This is a genomic window from Streptomyces sp. HmicA12 (assembly GCF_000373565.1).
Lineage (GTDB): Bacteria > Actinomycetota > Actinomycetes > Streptomycetales > Streptomycetaceae > Streptomyces.
In genome coordinates, this window is sequence record NZ_KB891842.1 from 545,991 (window position 1) to 562,129 (window position 16,139).

The 16,139-nt window shown below is 70.9% G+C and carries 19 protein-coding genes; 13 read left to right on the plus strand and 6 right to left on the minus strand.

Features of this window, described 5'->3' with window-relative positions; translation table 11 throughout:
• Window positions 1-8: 8 nt before the first annotated feature.
• Window positions 9-1,451: an NAD(P)/FAD-dependent oxidoreductase gene (locus B072_RS0135315; RefSeq protein ID WP_018534705.1), complete on the minus strand. Its 1,443-nt coding sequence runs from the start codon at window positions 1,449-1,451 to the stop codon at window positions 9-11.
• 213 nt (window positions 1,452-1,664) lie between these two features.
• Window positions 1,665-2,057 carry a VOC family protein gene (locus B072_RS0135320; protein ID WP_018534706.1) on the minus strand — a complete coding sequence of 131 codons (393 nt, stop codon included), beginning with the start codon at window positions 2,055-2,057 and terminating at the stop codon, window positions 1,665-1,667.
• A 79-nt stretch (window positions 2,058-2,136) separates the two neighbouring features.
• On the opposite strand from B072_RS0135320, the gene B072_RS0135325 reads away from it, so the two are divergent.
• Window positions 2,137-2,667, plus strand: coding sequence for a GNAT family N-acetyltransferase (locus B072_RS0135325; protein WP_018534707.1), 531 nt, complete (start codon window positions 2,137-2,139; stop codon window positions 2,665-2,667).
• Window position 2,668: 1 nt separating this feature from the next.
• On the opposite strand, the gene B072_RS0135330 is transcribed toward B072_RS0135325, so the two are convergent.
• The 3 genes from B072_RS0135330 to B072_RS0135335 form a co-directional block, all read right to left on the minus strand.
• Entirely contained in the window at window positions 2,669-3,352 is a 684-nt protein-coding gene (locus B072_RS0135330; RefSeq protein WP_018534708.1) for a glycerophosphodiester phosphodiesterase, read from the minus strand.
• 71 nt (window positions 3,353-3,423) lie between these two features.
• Entirely contained in the window at window positions 3,424-3,549 is a 126-nt protein-coding gene (locus B072_RS49720; protein WP_267880644.1) for a hypothetical protein, read from the minus strand.
• Between the two features lie 121 nt (window positions 3,550-3,670).
• On the minus strand, window positions 3,671-4,201 hold the full coding sequence (locus tag B072_RS0135335; protein ID WP_018534709.1) for an FABP family protein: 531 nt from the start codon (window positions 4,199-4,201) through the stop codon (window positions 3,671-3,673).
• Between the two features lie 104 nt (window positions 4,202-4,305).
• Here B072_RS0135335 and B072_RS0135340 point away from each other — a divergent pair, with 104 nt between their 5' ends.
• The 9 genes from B072_RS0135340 to B072_RS0135380 all read left to right on the plus strand — a co-directional run bounded on the left by B072_RS0135340 (window position 4,306) and on the right by B072_RS0135380 (window position 13,419).
• Window positions 4,306-5,265: a GlxA family transcriptional regulator gene (locus B072_RS0135340; protein WP_420707606.1), complete on the plus strand. Its 960-nt coding sequence runs from the start codon at window positions 4,306-4,308 to the stop codon at window positions 5,263-5,265.
• Window positions 5,266-5,407: 142 nt separating this feature from the next.
• Window positions 5,408-6,406, plus strand: a complete 999-nt coding sequence (gap, locus tag B072_RS0135345) for a type I glyceraldehyde-3-phosphate dehydrogenase (protein WP_026246631.1) — start codon at window positions 5,408-5,410, stop codon at window positions 6,404-6,406.
• A 104-nt stretch (window positions 6,407-6,510) separates the two neighbouring features.
• Window positions 6,511-7,635: an LLM class flavin-dependent oxidoreductase gene (locus B072_RS0135350; RefSeq protein ID WP_018534712.1), complete on the plus strand. Its 1,125-nt coding sequence runs from the start codon at window positions 6,511-6,513 to the stop codon at window positions 7,633-7,635.
• 78 nt (window positions 7,636-7,713) lie between these two features.
• A complete protein-coding gene (locus B072_RS0135355) occupies window positions 7,714-8,706 on the plus strand; it encodes an alpha/beta hydrolase (RefSeq protein ID WP_018534713.1) in 993 nt (330 codons plus the stop codon).
• 81 nt (window positions 8,707-8,787) lie between these two features.
• Window positions 8,788-10,197 (plus strand): DUF6421 family protein, encoded by a 1,410-nt coding sequence (locus B072_RS0135360; protein ID WP_026246632.1) that lies wholly within the window; start codon window positions 8,788-8,790, stop codon window positions 10,195-10,197.
• A gap of 26 nt (window positions 10,198-10,223) precedes the next feature.
• Window positions 10,224-10,985, plus strand: a complete 762-nt coding sequence (locus B072_RS0135365; RefSeq protein ID WP_018534715.1) for an SDR family NAD(P)-dependent oxidoreductase — start codon at window positions 10,224-10,226, stop codon at window positions 10,983-10,985.
• Window positions 10,982-12,052 (plus strand): threonine aldolase family protein, encoded by a 1,071-nt coding sequence (locus B072_RS0135370; protein ID WP_026246633.1) that lies wholly within the window; start codon window positions 10,982-10,984, stop codon window positions 12,050-12,052. Before B072_RS0135365 ends, B072_RS0135370 begins: the two co-directional genes overlap by 4 nt.
• Before the next feature lie 72 nt (window positions 12,053-12,124).
• Window positions 12,125-12,724 carry a transglutaminase-like domain-containing protein gene (locus B072_RS0135375; protein ID WP_018534717.1) on the plus strand — a complete coding sequence of 200 codons (600 nt, stop codon included), beginning with the start codon at window positions 12,125-12,127 and terminating at the stop codon, window positions 12,722-12,724.
• 8 nt (window positions 12,725-12,732) lie between these two features.
• Window positions 12,733-13,419, plus strand: a complete 687-nt coding sequence (locus B072_RS0135380; RefSeq protein WP_018534718.1) for a B3/4 domain-containing protein — start codon at window positions 12,733-12,735, stop codon at window positions 13,417-13,419.
• A 33-nt stretch (window positions 13,420-13,452) separates the two neighbouring features.
• On the opposite strand, the gene B072_RS0135385 is transcribed toward B072_RS0135380, so the two are convergent.
• Complete coding sequence (locus B072_RS0135385) at window positions 13,453-14,181, minus strand: lysophospholipid acyltransferase family protein (RefSeq protein WP_018534719.1); 729 nt, start codon at window positions 14,179-14,181, stop codon at window positions 13,453-13,455.
• A gap of 237 nt (window positions 14,182-14,418) precedes the next feature.
• Here B072_RS0135385 and B072_RS0135390 point away from each other — a divergent pair, with 237 nt between their 5' ends.
• From B072_RS0135390 to B072_RS0135400, 3 genes are all read left to right on the plus strand, one after another.
• Window positions 14,419-14,739: a TlpA family protein disulfide reductase gene (locus B072_RS0135390; protein WP_018534720.1), complete on the plus strand. Its 321-nt coding sequence runs from the start codon at window positions 14,419-14,421 to the stop codon at window positions 14,737-14,739.
• A gap of 216 nt (window positions 14,740-14,955) precedes the next feature.
• Window positions 14,956-15,462, plus strand: a complete 507-nt coding sequence (locus B072_RS0135395; protein WP_018534721.1) for a flavin reductase family protein — start codon at window positions 14,956-14,958, stop codon at window positions 15,460-15,462.
• A 225-nt stretch (window positions 15,463-15,687) separates the two neighbouring features.
• On the plus strand, window positions 15,688-16,139 hold a 452-nt coding region (locus tag B072_RS0135400; RefSeq protein WP_018534722.1), incomplete at its 3' end, for a hypothetical protein.

The following is a 16,139-nucleotide window of genomic DNA, read 5'->3' on the forward strand; positions in this document are numbered from 1 at the left end:
GCCCGCGGCTACTCCGGAAGCTGGGCGATCGGCAGGTCCGGCCGCTGCGGCGTCATCGCACGCCCCGCGACCTGCGCGCTGACCGCCGCATGGATCTGCTCAGGCGACAGATACGCGTCCGTCATCTCGAAGTCCTTGAGCGTCGCGGGCCGGTGCCGCTGGAATCCGGTGCGTACGAAGTCGTCGCCCGCGACCGCGTTGAGCCCCCAGTTCGCCGCTGTCCGGAAACGGGCCGTCAGGGTCCGCAGCGCCCCCAAGTGATAGCCGCGCGCGACCACTTGCGCGGGCAGCCCGGTCAGCTGCACCCCCATCGGCTTCGACACGGCCTGGATGCCGCCGAGGTCGACGACGAGCCCGAGGTCCTTGTGCCGGTAGGGCGTCAGCGGGTTGCCCCGGACCGCGGCGAGCACATTGCGGGCCGCCGCCCAGCCCTGCCGCATCGCGTGCTGCGCCGTCGGCGGGCAGATCGCGTCGCCGCCCTTGACCACGTCGGGCACGGCCGCCGCGTCACCGAGCGCGAACACCCCGTCGAGGCCGGGCACGGTCAGCTGCGGCGTGACGACGAGCCGCCCGCGGTTCGTCTCCGCGTCCAGGGTCGCGACCAGCGGACTCGGCGCGACACCGGCCGTCCAGATCAACGTACGGCAGGGCAGTTCACGGCCGTCGGTGAGCGTCACGGTGGTCTCGGTGGCCTTGGCGACCGACACCCCGAGGGACACGTGCAGCCCCCGCTTCTCCAGGATCGCCATGGCCTTGTCGCCGAGCCGGTCGCCCAGCTCCGGCATCAACTTCGGTGCCACATCCACCAGATGCCACTTGATGCCCGCCGGATCGAGCCCCGGGTAGCGCTTCACGGCGGACGTCGTCAGCCGCTGCAGGTACGCGGCCGTCTCGGTGCCCGCGTACCCGCCGCCCACGACGACGAACTGCAGCCGCGACTCCCGCTCGGCAGGGTCCGAGGTCGCCGCCGCGAGGTCCAGCTGCGCGATGACGTGGTCGCGGATCCAGGCCGCCTCGGCGAGGGTCTTCACGCCGACCGCGTGCTCGTCGACGCCCGGGATGTCGAACTGGCGGGTCACACTGCCCGGGGTCAGGACGAGATGGTCGTAGCGCTCGACGATCTCCTCACCGCTGATCTTCCGCACGACGACGGCCTTGGCCTTCGGGTCGACGCCGACCGCGCCGCCCGGCACGATCGCGGTGCGCCGCAGCATCCGGCGCAGCGGAACGGCCACCGACTGCGGGGTCAGCACACCGGACGCCACATGGGGCAGCAACGGCAGATACAGCTGATGGTCCATCGGACTGATGAGCTTGAGGACGGCCTCGCCGGGCTTCAACTCCTTCTCCAGCTTGTGCGCGCACTCCATCCCGGCGAATCCGCCGCCGACGATCAGGATCCGCGGCACCTTCGAGGTGCGGGGTGCGTTCGTGTTCCGGGGAGCGGTCATCTCGGATCTCTCCTGAGCTGGACTGCGAAGGGCCAGTGCCGGTCTTGCGTATATCCGGATCGGCGCCGCCGAATCCCCGGATCAGCGCCATCCTCCGGCTTCCTGCGGGTCGCCGCACGTCAGCGGGGGTCGAACGGGAGGAAGATCCCTCAGCCAGGCGCGCCGGTCACCAGTGAGGAAGTGCCTCCGTCCCTCGGAGAGAGTCGAGACAGGTCAGATCCCCGGCCGGTATCGGATCGGATGGTCCTCCGGCACCTCCACGAGCACGATCTCGTGCCCGTCCGGATCGGTGATCCACATCTCGACGAGCCCCCACGGCTCCCGCACCGGCTCGCGCAGCACGTCCACGCCCCGCGCCACCAGTTCCTCGTGGGCCCCCGCCACGTCCGCGACCTGCAGCCACAGCTTCAGATGGGGGACGGGCGGCTCCTCGGCCCGGCCCGCCACCTCCAGGAAGCCGCCGCCGAGGAAGTACACGGTGCCCCGCTCGGGCCCGGTGCCGAACTCGCGGTAGACGGCGAGCCCCAGCGCGTCGCCGTAGAACGTCCGCGACCGCTCGGGATCGACGGGACGGATCAGAACCCTGCTGCTCAGTACGTGAACCATGCCGACGCACAGTAGTGCCGCCGCGTTAACCTCGACGGCGCCGACAGGCCCTCACCCGCACGAGATCGGAGAGTCCTCCATGACCGCCGCCCTGACCTACCGTGACGCCGCCCCGGCGGACGCCGACGCACTCGTGGCGCTCATCGAGTCGGCCTACCGCGGAGACTCCAGCCGCGCCGGCTGGACCACGGAGGCGGACATCCTCCAGGGGCAGCGCACCGACCCGGAGGGTGTGCTCACCGTCATCAAGGACCCCGACAGCCGCCTGCTGACCGTCGAGCGCGACGGCGCGCTCGTCGCCTGCTGCCAACTGGAGCACCGCGGCGAGGCCGCCTACTTCGGGATGTTCGCGGTCAGCCCGGCCCTCCAGGGCGCGGGACTCGGCAAGGAGATCATCGCGGAGGCCGAGCGCCGGGCACGCGCGACGTGGGGTGTGCGCGAGATGCACATGACGGTGATCTCCGTACGGGACGAGCTCATCGCCTGGTACGAGCGCCGCGGCTACCGCCGTACGGGAGAGATGACCCCCTTCCCGTACGGCGACGAGCGCTTCGGCATCCCGCAGCGCGCCGACCTGCGGTTCGAGCTGCTGGTCAAGGCGCTGGCCTGAGCTAGGCGGTGAACCGGCCCGTCCGCTTGATCTCCGGGTAGTCCGTGGTCGCGCCGTCCAGGCCGAGGGCGCGGACGAGCCGCAGGTCGTCCTGGGTGTTCACGACCCAGCCGATGATCCTGAGGTCCGCCTTGCGGGCGTGCTCGACGATCTCCTGGGTGAGGCGGCGGATGTTCAGGACGAGGGTCGTGGCACCCACGGCCACGGCCCGCTGCACGACATCGGTGCCGTAGCGGCTCGCGACCAGCGCCGTCCGCACCCCCGGCACCAGGCGCGCGATCTCGGCGACCGCCTCGTCGTGGAACGAGATCACCTCGACGCGGTGCACCAGATCGCGGCGCAGCATCACCTCGGCGAGGGCCTGGGCCGCCGCGACGGTCTTGATCTCCGCCTGGAGCGGTGCGGCCACCGCGTCCAGGACCTCCTCGAAGACGGGGATCCGCTCGCCGCGCCCCGCGTCCAGCGTGCGCAGCTCGGCGAGGGTCTGCTCGGCGATCGGGCCGGTGCCGTCCGTGGTGCGGTCCACGTCGGCGTCGTGCATGACGACGAGGGCGCCGTCCTTGCTCAGGTGCAGGTCGAGCTCGATGAGGTCGAGTCCCGCCCGCTCGGCGGCGACGAAGGATCGAAGGGTGTTCTCGGGTTCGACACCCATGGCTCCGCGATGCCCGATGGTGAGGAAGTTCAAGGCGGTCTCGCTTCCGTCGACGGCGGCTCTGCTGTCACGCGCTTACGTACCCACGTCACACGCCTCGCAGCCTAACGGCCCGCTTCCGCGACGGAGCCATGGCGGCGCGGGTGGCCGGAGTCGTCCGCCCGGGTACCCACCACCCCGAGGAGCAGACCGGTGACGAGGGCGGCGACAAGGACGGCGCGAGTGCTCATTGGCGTGGCGCTCCCAGATGGGCGGGACGGGGACGCGGACCGTCCTACCGTCCGGCGGCCTCCGTATCCGGCCATGTCACCCGGGCGTGGGCGCGCCCGGCGCGAGGTTGACGCGCGGCGCTTACTTCGTGCGCCGCAGTCGCGCCGTCAGGTGGTGCTGCAACGGCTGCCCCACCGCGGCGAGTTCGTGGACGAAGTCGAGCGTGTCGGCATCGGCGAGGGTGTACCGGCGCCGGGTCGCCTCCACCTGCTTGGCGGTCGGCGTCAGCGCCACGTCCTCGGTCGCCAGGTCGATCACGGTGCCGTCCGCCGTGCCGACCGCGATCTCCGCGATCCCGGTGGGCTGCGTGATCAGCGCCTCCACCCGGCCGTCGGGCTGCAGCCGCCACCAGCCGCTCTCCCGCGCCGCGGGCCGCAGCGGCGCGTCGTCGGCGCCGAGCAGCCAGGCCCGGGCCTCGTAGCGCAGGAAGGGCCGGCCGTCGTGGCTGAAGGTGACCTCCTGCGCGTACCTGAAGTCGCTGTCGAGGGTGGGGTACTCGCCCTGACCGCGACCGCGCCAGGTGCCGAGCAGACCGAGCACGGGCGCGAGCAGCGGGTGGGTCTCCTGCGGGTCGTCGCTGTACGGGTAGGCGGGCGGCGCGGCGTCGAACACGGGGAACTCCTGGGCTCGGTTCTGGGGGAGGGGCGGGGCCAGCCTAGAGGGCCCGGCGGCGTCCTCCCGCGCAGGTGGGACGGCGGGCCCGTACCCTCGTGCCCGTGCCAGCCTCCCCCCGACCGCACCGCGTGGCCGTCCTCGTCCTCGAAGGGGCAAAGCCCCTGGACGTCGGCATCCCGGCGCAGGTGTTCACGAAGCGCGCCAGCATGCCGTACGAGGTCCGGGTGTGCGGGGCGGCACCCGGCCTCGTCACCGGCGGCGACGGCCTCTCCTACGCCGTCGCCCACGGCCTCGAAGCGCTGGAGTGGGCCGACATCGTCTTCGTGCCCGGCTACCGGCACCCGGACCGGGAGGCCCCGCCGCGCACGGTCGTCGACGCGCTGATCGGCGCGCACACGCGGGGCGCACGGCTCGCCGCGATCTCCACGGGTGCCTTCGCCCTCGCCGCGACCGGCCTGCTCGACGGCAGACGCGCCACCACCCACTGGCACTACACCCAGGCCCTCGCCGAGCAGTACCCGCACGTCCGGGTCGACGAGAACGTCCTCTTCGTCGACGAGGGCACCGTCCTGACCTCGGCGGGCGCCGCGTCCGGCATCGACCTGTGCCTGCACATCCTGCGCGGCGACCTCGGCGTGGCGGCCGCCAACCACGCGGCCCGGCGCCTGGTCGCGGCCCCCTACCGCAGCGGCGGCCAGGCGCAGTACGTGCCCCGCAGCGTCCCGGAACCGCTCGGCGAACGGTTCGCCGCCACCCGCGAATGGGCGCTGCGCCGGCTCGGCGAACCCCTCACCCTGGAGGCGCTCGCCGAGCACGCGGCCGTGTCGCCGCGCACGTTCTCGCGCCGCTTCGTCGAGGACACCGGGTACACGCCGATGCAGTGGGTGATGCGGGCCCGCGTCGACCTCGCCCGCGAACTCCTCGAACGCTCGCAGCTCGCCGTCGAGCAGATCGCCGCCGACGTCGGGCTCGGCACGGGCGCGAACCTGCGACTGCACTTCCAGCGGATCCTCGGCACCACCCCGACCGAGTACCGGCGCACCTTCGCCCGCGGCGAGTAGCGCGCCCCGCAAGGGGCTGGCGGGATCCTTGCGAACCATGGCGATCCCGCCGCTGTCGGCGGCGCCCGCGGCGGGCGAGTCTGAAGGAGTCCGGAACACCCCGGGCACCTCGGACACTCCGTACCGACGGGAGAACCCGCACATGACCCGCATCGCCATCAACGGATTCGGCCGCATCGGCCGCAACGTGCTGCGCGCCCTGCTGGAGCGCGACAGCTCCCTGGAGGTCGTCGCCGTCAACGACCTCACCGAGCCCGCCGCTCTTGCCCGCCTGCTCGCCTTCGACTCGACGGCAGGCCGCCTCGGCCGCCCGGTGTCCGCCGAGGGGGACACGCTCGTCGTCGACGGCCGCCGCATCAAGGTCCTGGCCGAGCGTGAACCCGCGAACCTGCCGTGGGCCGCGCTCGACGTCGACATCGTCCTGGAGTCCACCGGCCGCTTCACCTCGGCGAAGGCGGCCCGCGCCCACCTCGACGCGGGCGCCAGGAAGGTCCTGGTCAGCGCCCCGTCGGACGGCGCCGACATCACCCTGGCCTACGGGGTCAACTCGGACCTGTACGACCCGGCCGTCCACACGATCGTGTCGAACGCGTCCTGCACCACGAACGCCCTCGCCCCGCTCGCGGCGGTCCTCGACGGACTCGCCGGCATCGAGCACGGCTTCATGACCACGGTGCACGCCTACACGCAGGAGCAGAACCTCCAGGACGGCCCGCACCGCGACGCCCGCCGCGCCCGCGCCGCCGCCGTCAACATCACGCCGACGACGACCGGCGCCGCCAAGGCGATCGGCCTCGTCCTGCCGAACCTCGACGGCAAGCTCTCGGGCGACTCGATCCGCGTCCCCGTCCCGGTCGGCTCGATCGTCGAACTGAACACGACGGTCGCCCGCGACGTGACCCGCGACGAGGTCCTGGCGGCCTACCGCACCGCGGCGGCCGGCCCGCTCGCCGGTGTCCTGGAGTACAGCGAGGACGCCCTGGTCTCCTCCGACATCGTCGGCAACCCCGCATCGTCGATCTTCGACTCGGCCCTGACCCGCGTGGACGGCCGTCACGTCAAGGTCGTCGCCTGGTACGACAACGAGTGGGGCTTCTCGAACCGGGTCGTCGACACGCTGGACCTGCTCGCGGCCGGCTGAACTCCCGCACCCCTTCCTCTTCCTATCTCTGACGACTCGTCATATACCTATTAGGCATATGGAGGCGATGCTCCACCACCCAGGCTCAACTCCCGGGAGGGAACGTGAAGTTCTCCGTCATCTTCGAGGCGCAACTGGCCGACCCCACCGTCGACCGTGAGCACCAGCTCTTCCGCGACTGCGTCGAACAGGCCGTCCTCGCCGAGGAGATGGGGTTCGACCGGATCTGGGCGGTGGAGCACCACTCCCTCAAGTGGTACGCGCACATGTCCGCGCCGGAGATCTTCCTGACCTGGGTCGCGGCCCGCACCTCCCGCATCCGTGTCGGGCACGGCGTCGTCTGCATGCCGTTCCGCTTCAACCACCCCGCCCGCGTCGCCGAACGCGCCGCCACGCTCGACCTGTTGTCGGGCGGACGGCTCGACCTCGGGGCCGGGCGGGGCGGCACGCTGCAGGAGACGTCCCTGTGCGGCGTCGACAAGGACCGGACGACCCAGGAGGTCGAGGAGGCGCTGCGGATCATCGGGAAGGCGTGGGAGAAGGAGGAGTTGGAGCACCACGGCCCGCTCCTCGACATCGACCCGCACCCGATCCTGCCGCGCCCGGCCCAGACCCCGCACCCGCCGCTCTTCCTGGCGTGCAGCCGCACCGAGACACTCCGCCAGGCGGCCGAACTCGGCGTCGGCGCACTGGTGATGGGCTTCGCGGGCCCGGACGCGATCGCCGACATGCGCCGCGTCTACGACACCGCGATCGCGGACCGTACCCCGGAACGCCTCGTCTCCTCCGTGGTCAACGACCACTTCTCGGTGCTGTGCCCCACGATCGTCCTGGACGACCGCGAGACGGCCCGTGCCATCGGCATCCGCGGCCAGCGCTTCTTCGCCCAGTCCATCGGCCACTGGTACGGCGGCGCGGGCATCCCCGACGAGGCGGTCGTCGACGGGACCGACGAGGCGGCCGAGATGCGCAAGGCCGCGGAACAGGTCGTGGCCCGCCTGCACGAGCAACAGATCCCGGTCCGCCCGAACGCCACCGCCACCTTCAACGCGGACCACGCGTACGGCACTGCCGCGGACGCCATCGCCTACGTCGAACGCCTCCGGGACGCCGGCGCCGACGAGATCATGTGCCTGATCCAGATGGGCACGGTGCCGCAAGCGGCTTGCCTGGAGACCTTGCGGCAGTGGGGCGAGACGGTGATCCCGCACTTTCGACGGCAGGAGTAGGAGAGCGCGGTCGCTCTGCGGGCTGACGACCAGCCCCCCCGCCCACCGTCAGTCGACACACACGCTGAAGGAGTCGCCATGGCCACCCCGGACCGTCTCGCCCCGCAGGCCCGTCCCCTGGTGGACGCCATGTCCGCCGTCTTCCCCGACCTCGGCGGCACCGTCACCGACGCAGCCGAAGCCCGCCGGATCCTCGCGGCCGCGCCGGCGTCGCCGTTCCCCGCGCCCGTGGTGGGCGCGGTCGAGGACCGGGAGATACCGGGGCCGGCCGGGGCGCCCGCGATCCCCGTACGGATCTACCGGCCGGAAGCGGCGCCCGGCCCGTGCCCTGTGGTCGTCTTCTTCCACGGCGGCGGCTGGGTCATCTGCGACCTCGACAGTCATGACCACACCGCCCGCGCCCTGTGCCGCGACGCGGGCGCCGTCGTCGTGTCCGTGGACTACCGGCTCGCCCCCGAGCACCGTTTCCCCGCCGCGGTCGACGACGCGTACGCCGCACTGTGCTGGGTCGCGGCGCACGCGCCCGAACTCGGCGCGGACGCGCGGGCGTTGAGCGTCGCGGGGGACAGTGCGGGCGGGAACCTCGCCGCCGTCGTGGCCCAGATCGCACGCGACGAGGGCGGGCCCGCCGTCGCCCGCCAGATCCTCGTCTACCCCGCGACCGACGCCCGCCGGAAGACCGGCTCGTTCGACACCAACGCCGCCGGATACTTCCTCACCGCAGCTCACTGTGCCTGGTTCCGCGAGCAGTACCTCGGCCCCGAGGGCGACCCGGCCCATGTCCGTGTGTCACCGCTCCTCGCCGACGATCTGGCCGGCCTTCCGCCCGCCCACGTCGTCACCGCCGGCTGCGACCCCCTGTGCGACGAGGGCCGCGCGTACGCGAAGGCGCTGAGGGACGCCGGCGGCACCGTCACCGAGAGCCACTTCCCGGACATGTTCCACGGCTTCTTCGGCTTCCCCGAGCTCCTGGACGACGCTCGCAGGGCCGTGGCCGATGTGGTCCAGGTCATCGTTTCGAGTGGGCGAGACAGGAAAAACGACGGCGAAACGGGGGTTCGCGCAGGATAATTTCCGGAGTCTCCCCTTGTGGCGGAGAACCTCGCACGCATACGGTGTCCTTACGCGAGGTTCTCCCGTGGAGGAAGAGACATGACGGAAATTCTTGTGCAGGCTGGCGCGGAGGGAAATATTCCTTCGGTCCGAGTGGTGGGCGACAGGGTCGTGGAGCACCCGGCCTGGCCCGTGCTCAAGGATGCCGTGGAGGAGATCAGGACCTGGCAGGAGGCGGACGGGTCCATCGACTTCGACGCCGAGAACGCCCCCGCGAAGTCCGACGCCGAGCTCGCCGTGGACCGCGTCGTGTCCGCCGTGGAACAGCTCGCGCCGCTGCTGCCGCAGGACGCCGCGTACCTCGACGCGCTCGTGCGCGACGTGCGCCGCTGGGCCGACGAGGGCTTCCGGGTGCCCGACTTCCTCGACTCCCTCCTCGCGTTCCAGCCCGCCGCCCACCGCCGGGACGGCCTCCAGCACCTGGTGGTCTTCCCGATGTACACGCAGAACGGCAACCCGGACCGGAACCTGGAAGCCGTCGTGCTCAAGATGGTGTGGCCCGACTGGCTCGCCGAGCTGGAGGCCACCCGTTACGACAACCCCCTCTTCTGCGGCATCACCTTCGAGGACTTCACCTCCGGCTACGACACGAACTCGGCCGTCCTCTTCCCCGAGACCATCGCCGTGCGCGAGGCGCCGGAACGATTCTCCTGGGGTGGCATCTTCTGTGACCGCGAGGCGGCCCGCTTCCGCCGCGTCACCGAGGCCGCCGTCGACGTCCTCGGCCTCGCGCTGCCCGACGACATCCAGGACATGGTCGGCGACCAGGACCGCTGCCAGCAGGCGTTCGTGCTCTGGGACATGGTCCACGACCGCACCCACAGCCACGGCGACCTGCCCTTCGACCCGTTCATGATCAAGCAGCGCCAGCCGTTCTGGATGTACGGCCTGGAGGAACTGCGCTGCGACCTCACCGCCTTCAAGGAGGCCGTGAAACTGGAGGCGGACGGCGTCCCGCAGGGCCGCGACGTCCAGTACGCCGTGCTCTTCGACCGCATGTTCCGTTTCCCGGTCACCGGCGAGCGGGTGCGCAACTACGACGGTCTCGGCGGTCAGCTCCTCTTCGCGTACCTGCACAAGCACGACGTCGTCCGCTGGACCGACAACAAGCTGCACATCGACTGGCAGCGCGCCCCCGAGGTCACGAACCAGCTGTGCGGCGACATCGAGCAGCTGTACCGCGACGGCATCGACCGCCCGAAGCTCGTGCACTGGTTCGCCGCCTACGACCTGGTCTCGACGTATCTCGCGCCGCACCCGGGCTCGCGCTGGGCCAAGGGTCCGGACGCCCTCGACACGAGCCTGCCGCCCCGCAAGCTCGTCGACGAGGTGCTTCCGGACGAGTTTCCGCTGAGCATGTTTTATGAGGCCCTCTCGAAGAAGCTGAAGAACGTGATCGCCTCGACGAAGGGCATCACCGCGGCGGGCACCGAGCAGGTCGCCGCGTGAGCCACAGCGAGCAGGAGGCGACTGCCATGACCGACACCAACGAAGCCAGGGACACGCTGAGCGGTGCCGTGATCGCGGTCGCCGGAGCGGCGGGCCCCGCCGGGCGTGCCACGCTCAAGCGGCTCGCGGAGGCCGGTGCCACCGTCGTCGGGGCCGACGCGGACCCGGAGCGGCTCGCGGAGGCCGTCGACGAGGCGCGCTACGCGCACGGCGGCTCCACCGTCATCGGCGACACCGTCGACCTCCTCGATCTGCACGCGACCCGTGACTGGGCCGGCCGCGTCGAGAAGGACTTCGGCCGCGTCGACGGCGTCGTCCACCTCGTCGGCGGCTGGCGCGGCAGCGCCTCCTTCGCCGAGACCGACCTCGCCGACTGGGACCTGCTGGAAAAGCTCCTGATCCGTACCGTTCAGCACACCTCGCTCGCCTTCCAGGAGGGGCTCGGCCGCTCCGACCGGGGCCGCTACCTGTTGATCAGCGCGGCGGGAGCCTCCAAGCCCACCGCGGGCAACGCCGCGTACGCCGCCTCCAAGGCCGCCGCCGAGGCGTGGACGCTCGCGCTCGGCGACGCCTTCCGCAAGGCGGGGGGCGAGGCGGGGCCGCGGCAGGCGGCTGCGATCCTGGTGGTGAAGGCGCTGGTGCACGACGCGATGCGCGCGGAGCGCCCCAACGCGAAGTTCGCGGGCTTCACGGACGTCAAGGAGCTGGCCGAGGCCATCGTCGGTGTCTGGGACAAGCCCGCCGCCGAAGTGAACGGGACCCGCCTGTGGCTGACCGAGAAGCCGTGAATCCTCCGAAAACCGATGCCCGTAGGCGTCACGACCCCGCCACCCGGGGCTTCGCGAGCGACAACTACGCGGGCGCCCATTCCGAGGTGATGGCGGCCCTCGCCCTCGCCAACGGCGGGCACCAGGTCGCGTACGGCGAGGACGACTACACGGCCCATCTCCAGCAGATCATCCGCAGCCACTTCGGCCCGACCGCCGAGGCGTTCCCGGTCTTCAACGGCACGGGCGCCAACGTCGTCGCGCTCCAGGCGGTCACCGACCGCTGGGGCGCGGTGATCTGCGCCGAGTCCGCGCACATCAACGTGGACGAGGGCGGCGCACCGGAGCGGATGGGCGGCCTCAAGCTGCTCACCGTGCCCACGCCCGACGGCAAGCTCACCCCCGAGCTGATCGACCGGCAGGCGTTCGGCTGGGACGACGAGCACCGCGCGATGCCGCAGGTCGTCTCGATCACCCAGTCCACCGAGCTGGGCACGCTCTACACGCCCGACGAGATCCGCGCGATCTGCGACCACGCCCACGAGCGGAACATGGTCGTGCACCTCGACGGCTCCCGGATATCCAACGCGGCGGCCTCCCTCGACGTGCCGATGCGTACGTTCACGAACGCGGCCGGCGTCGACATCCTCTCGCTCGGCGGCACCAAGAACGGCGCGCTGTTCGGTGAGGCCGTCGTCGTCATCAACCAGGACGCCGTGCGCCACATGAAGCACCTGCGCAAGCTGTCCATGCAGCTCGCGTCCAAGATGCGGTTCGTGTCGGTGCAGCTGGAGGCGCTGTTCGCCAAGGACCTGTGGTTGCGCAACGCCCGGCACGCCAACGAGATGGCGCAGCGCCTGGCCGAAGGCGTGCGGGCCGTCGACGGCGTCGAGATCCTCCACCCCGTCCAGGCCAACGGCGTCTTCGCCCGCCTCCCGCACGACGTCTCCGAACGCCTGATGAAGCACTACCGCTTCTACTTCTGGGACGAGGCGGCCGGTGACGTCCGCTGGATGTGCGCCTTCGACACGCGTGAGGAGGACGTCGACGGATTCGTCGCGGCCCTCAAGGAGGAGATGGCACGCTAGCGTGTGCATAGATATGCGGTCGACCGTAAAGTCATTGACTGGCGGTCGGCCGCATCCCTATGCTCGCGTGCCATGCAGCTGATCCAGCAAAACCCTGATCTGTCCGCCTACTTGGCGGCCGATGACGTCATCGATCATCGCCATCCGCTCGTCCGGGAGGTGGCGGGGCGGCTCGCCGAGGACTCCGCCGACTCATGTGCATACGCCAGGGCCGCCTACGAGTACGTGCGGGACACCATTCCGCACTCCGCGGACAGCGGCGACATGCGGGTCACCTGGCGCGCCTCGGACGTTCTGGAGCAGGGAACCGGCATCTGTCACGCGAAGGCGCACGCCCTGGTGGCGTTGTTGCGCGCCGAGGACATCCCCGCGGCCATCTGTTATCAGCGGCTGACGCACGACGCCGGGACGGGCTGGTGCCTGCACGGCCTGATCGCCGTACGGTTCCACGGCGCATGGCATCGGCAAGATGTGCGGGGGAACAAGCCGGGGGTCGACGCGCAGTTCTCCCTGGAAGGGGAGCGGCTGGCCTGGGTGCCCGACCCTCAGTCCAGTGAGCTGGACTATCCGGTACTCTTTGATGTACCGGATCCGGCGGTGCTCGATGTGCTGCGCAGCGCGCCGGACCGCCCGTACCTCTGGGAGAACCTCCCCGACTCGCTCACTGTTTAAGGCAGGTCATGGCCCTCCAGCTCACCGTCGCCGACGACGTCCGCGCGCTCGCGCCCGCGTTCCACCACATCGCCGTCGAGGCGTACGACCTCGTCAACACGCCCAGCACGGACGGGACGTCGGCCCTGCTCGACGACGCCGCGCGCCGACTGGCCGCACGCCTCGACGGGCGCGCGCCGCACGAGGACCCGCACATGACGGACTGGCGCGCGGCCTACACCGCCTTCGGGGCGAAGCCCAACCGCACCCGCAACTCCGCGGAGGCGCTCGCCAAGAGGGCTCTCGCGGACGGCGGGCTGCCGCGGATCAACACCCTCGTCGACGTCTACAACGCGATCAGCGTCGCCCATCTGATCCCGGTCGGCGGCGAGGACCTCGATCACATCAAGGGCGGGATGCGGCTCATCAGGGCCACGGGCGCGGAGGACTTCGTGACCGTCGCGGCGGGCGAGCCGACGGTCGAGCACCCGGACGCGGGGGAGGTCGTCTGGTGCGACGACGAAGGCGTCACCTGCCGCCGCTGGAACTGGCGCCAGGGCACCCGCACCCGCCTCACCGACACCTCGACCAACGCCCTGTTCCTCCTGGAGGGCATGGGCGAGCACGCCGGACTGGAGGCGGCGGGCGCCGAACTGGCCGAACTCCTGGAGAAGTTCAGCCCCGGCGCCCGGATCACCCTGCACGCGGCGGTCTGACCGGCTCGCGCCGCTGTCGCGCGGCCCGCGGTCTCAGCGGGCCTCGGAGGCCTTGACCTCTTCGGGGGTCGGGGCCGTGCCGCCGAGGTGGGCCGGCATCCACCAGGTGTCGTTCGCACCCTTGGGGCGCACGGGGTAGGCGCGCTGGGCCGCCTCGAGCAACTCCTGGACGCGCCCGCGCAGTCGGCGCGTGATCGCACCGGCGTACTGGTCGGACGCGGCCTCCATCGCCTCGCCCACCCGGATCGTGACCGGGATGTGGTCCCGCTTGAAGTTGCGCGGACGCCCCTTCGTCCACAGCCGCTGCGTGCCCCAGAGCGCCATCGGGACGATCGGCACCCCCGCCTCCTGCGCGAGACGCACGGCACCCGTCTTGAAGCTCTTCAGCGTGAACGACTCCGAGATCGTCGCCTCCGGGAAGACCCCGACGATCTCGCCCGCGCGCAGCGACTGCAGGGCGTGCTGGTACGCGTGCTCACCCTGGGCGCGGTCCACCGGGATGTGCTTCATGCTGCGCATGAGCGGCCCGGAGACCTTGTGACGGAACACCGACTCCTTGGCCATGAAGCGGACCAGGCGCTTCTGCGGCAGCGCGGCGAGGCCGTCGAAGATGAAGTCCAGGTAGCTGATGTGGTTGCTGACCAGGACGGCACCGCCCGAGCGCGGAATGTTCTCCGAGCCCTTGCAGTCGATCTTCAGGTCGAGCGCCTTGAACAACGTGAGGGCGGCGCCGATGACCGGACGGTAGACGAGCTCTGCCATGGAGAGGGAGGACCCTTCTGAAGTGCCTGGGGAATGCTGTGGGTGGGAGCTTTCCCGGCGGTAAGTTACGGAGCCGTAGGTATTGCGGCTTGCGCAGATCGTGCCCCAAGAACGGCCGGGTGGCCAGTCCTGGTTCCGGTGGCGCGCGAGATCCTGGTCACGTTGGCCGGAATGTGCAGAGACGTTTGAGCGCTGTACCGGAGACGACGAACGGGCGAGGGACAAAGGAGGACAGGGGTGACCGTGGGCGAAGTGACGCTCGGGGCCGAGGAGTTGGGCGACGACCTGGGGGAGCGGGCCACGCTCGTCCAGTTCTCGAGTGCGTTCTGCGCACCCTGCCGGGCCACCCGCCGGGTGCTCGACGAGGTCGCCGCGATGGTCCCCGGCGTCTCGCACATCGAGATCGACGCGGAGGCCCGACTCGACCTCGTACGCGCCGTGGGCATCGCCAGGACGCCGACCGTGCTCGTTCTGGACGCGCGCGGACGCGAGGTCCGCCGGGCGGCGGGCCAGCCGCGCAAGGCGGACGTCATCGCGGCCCTCGGCGAAGCCGTGTGATGCCGTCACCGCCAGGGGTCGGGGTGACGCATCTCCCAGATGACGGAACGCACTTGACTGCACGCGCCACGTATCGTCAGTCTGACCCTATGCCGCAGGAAATCCTTCTCTACCAGCGGGTCCATGTCGACCTCGCGCGCTGTTCGAGCGCCCGTTGTCGTGTCGTCTGACGCACCCACGGACCCCGCTCGGCCCCTCCCGCAGAAGGACAACTCCATGACGGTCACGCCCGAATTGCGCTCCGCCCTGCCCGCCGGCCCCGACCTCCTGCGCTCGGTGTTCCGGCAGCATGCCGCGGGCGTCGCGGTGATCACGGCGGCGGGTGCCGCCCCGGTCGGTTTCACCGCCACCTCCCTCACCTCGGTCTCCGCCGAGCCTCCGGTCGTCTCCTTCGGTGTCGGCGTCGGCGCGTCCAGCTGGCCGACCATCGCCGAGGCCGCGCACGTCGGCGTGCACATACTCGGCGACCACCAGGCCGACCTCGCCGCCACGTTCGCCCGCAGCGGAGCCGACCGCTTCGGCGCGCCCACCCGCTGGTCCGAAGGGCCCGAAGGGGTCCCGATCCTGGACGGCGTACTGGCCTGGATGGTCTGCAAGGTGATCGCACGCGTACCCGCGGGGGACCACCGGATCGTGCTCGCCGAGGCGGTGTGCGGGGACCCGGCCGGAGCCGGGCGTCCGCTCCTCTACCACCAGGGGCGCTTCAACGCGTTGCGCGACTGAGAGTTCCCAGCTCCGGGCGATTACGGAGCGTTGGCAAGGTCACAGTTCAAAGCGCTTGCTTAGTGGGCAGGATCTGGGTGTACTGACGAGTAATATTTCGTTCGGAGCGCGGGCCGCCCCGACCGGAAGAGTCCGCTTCAGGCGCCTATGCTGCCTGCAACAAGGCGTTTTCAGCCGCAGAAGCAAGGCTGCCCAGTAAAAGACGATTGCAGTAGGAGAGCCGGCGTGAGCTTGAGGATCGTTGTCACCGTGAAGTATGTGCCGGATGCGACCGGCGACCGGCGCTTCGCCGATGACCTGACCGTCGATCGTGATGATGTGGACGGGCTGCTGTCGGAGCTGGATGAGTATGCGGTGGAGCAGGCGCTGCAGATCTCGGAGAACTCCGATGACGACGTGGAGATCACCGTGTTGACGGTGGGTCCCGAGGACGCGAAGGACGCGCTGCGCAAGGCGTTGTCGATGGGTGCGGACAAGGCGATCCATGTCGAGGACGACGATCTGCACGGCACGGACGCGATCGGGACCTCGCTGGTGCTGGCGAAGGCGATCGAGAAGGCCGGTTTCGACCTGGTNGTCTCCGGTATGGCCTCCACCGACGGCACGGCCGGGATCGTGCCGGCGCTGGTCGCCGAGCGGCTGGGGGTGGCGCAGGTGACGCTGCTGTCCGAGGTGGC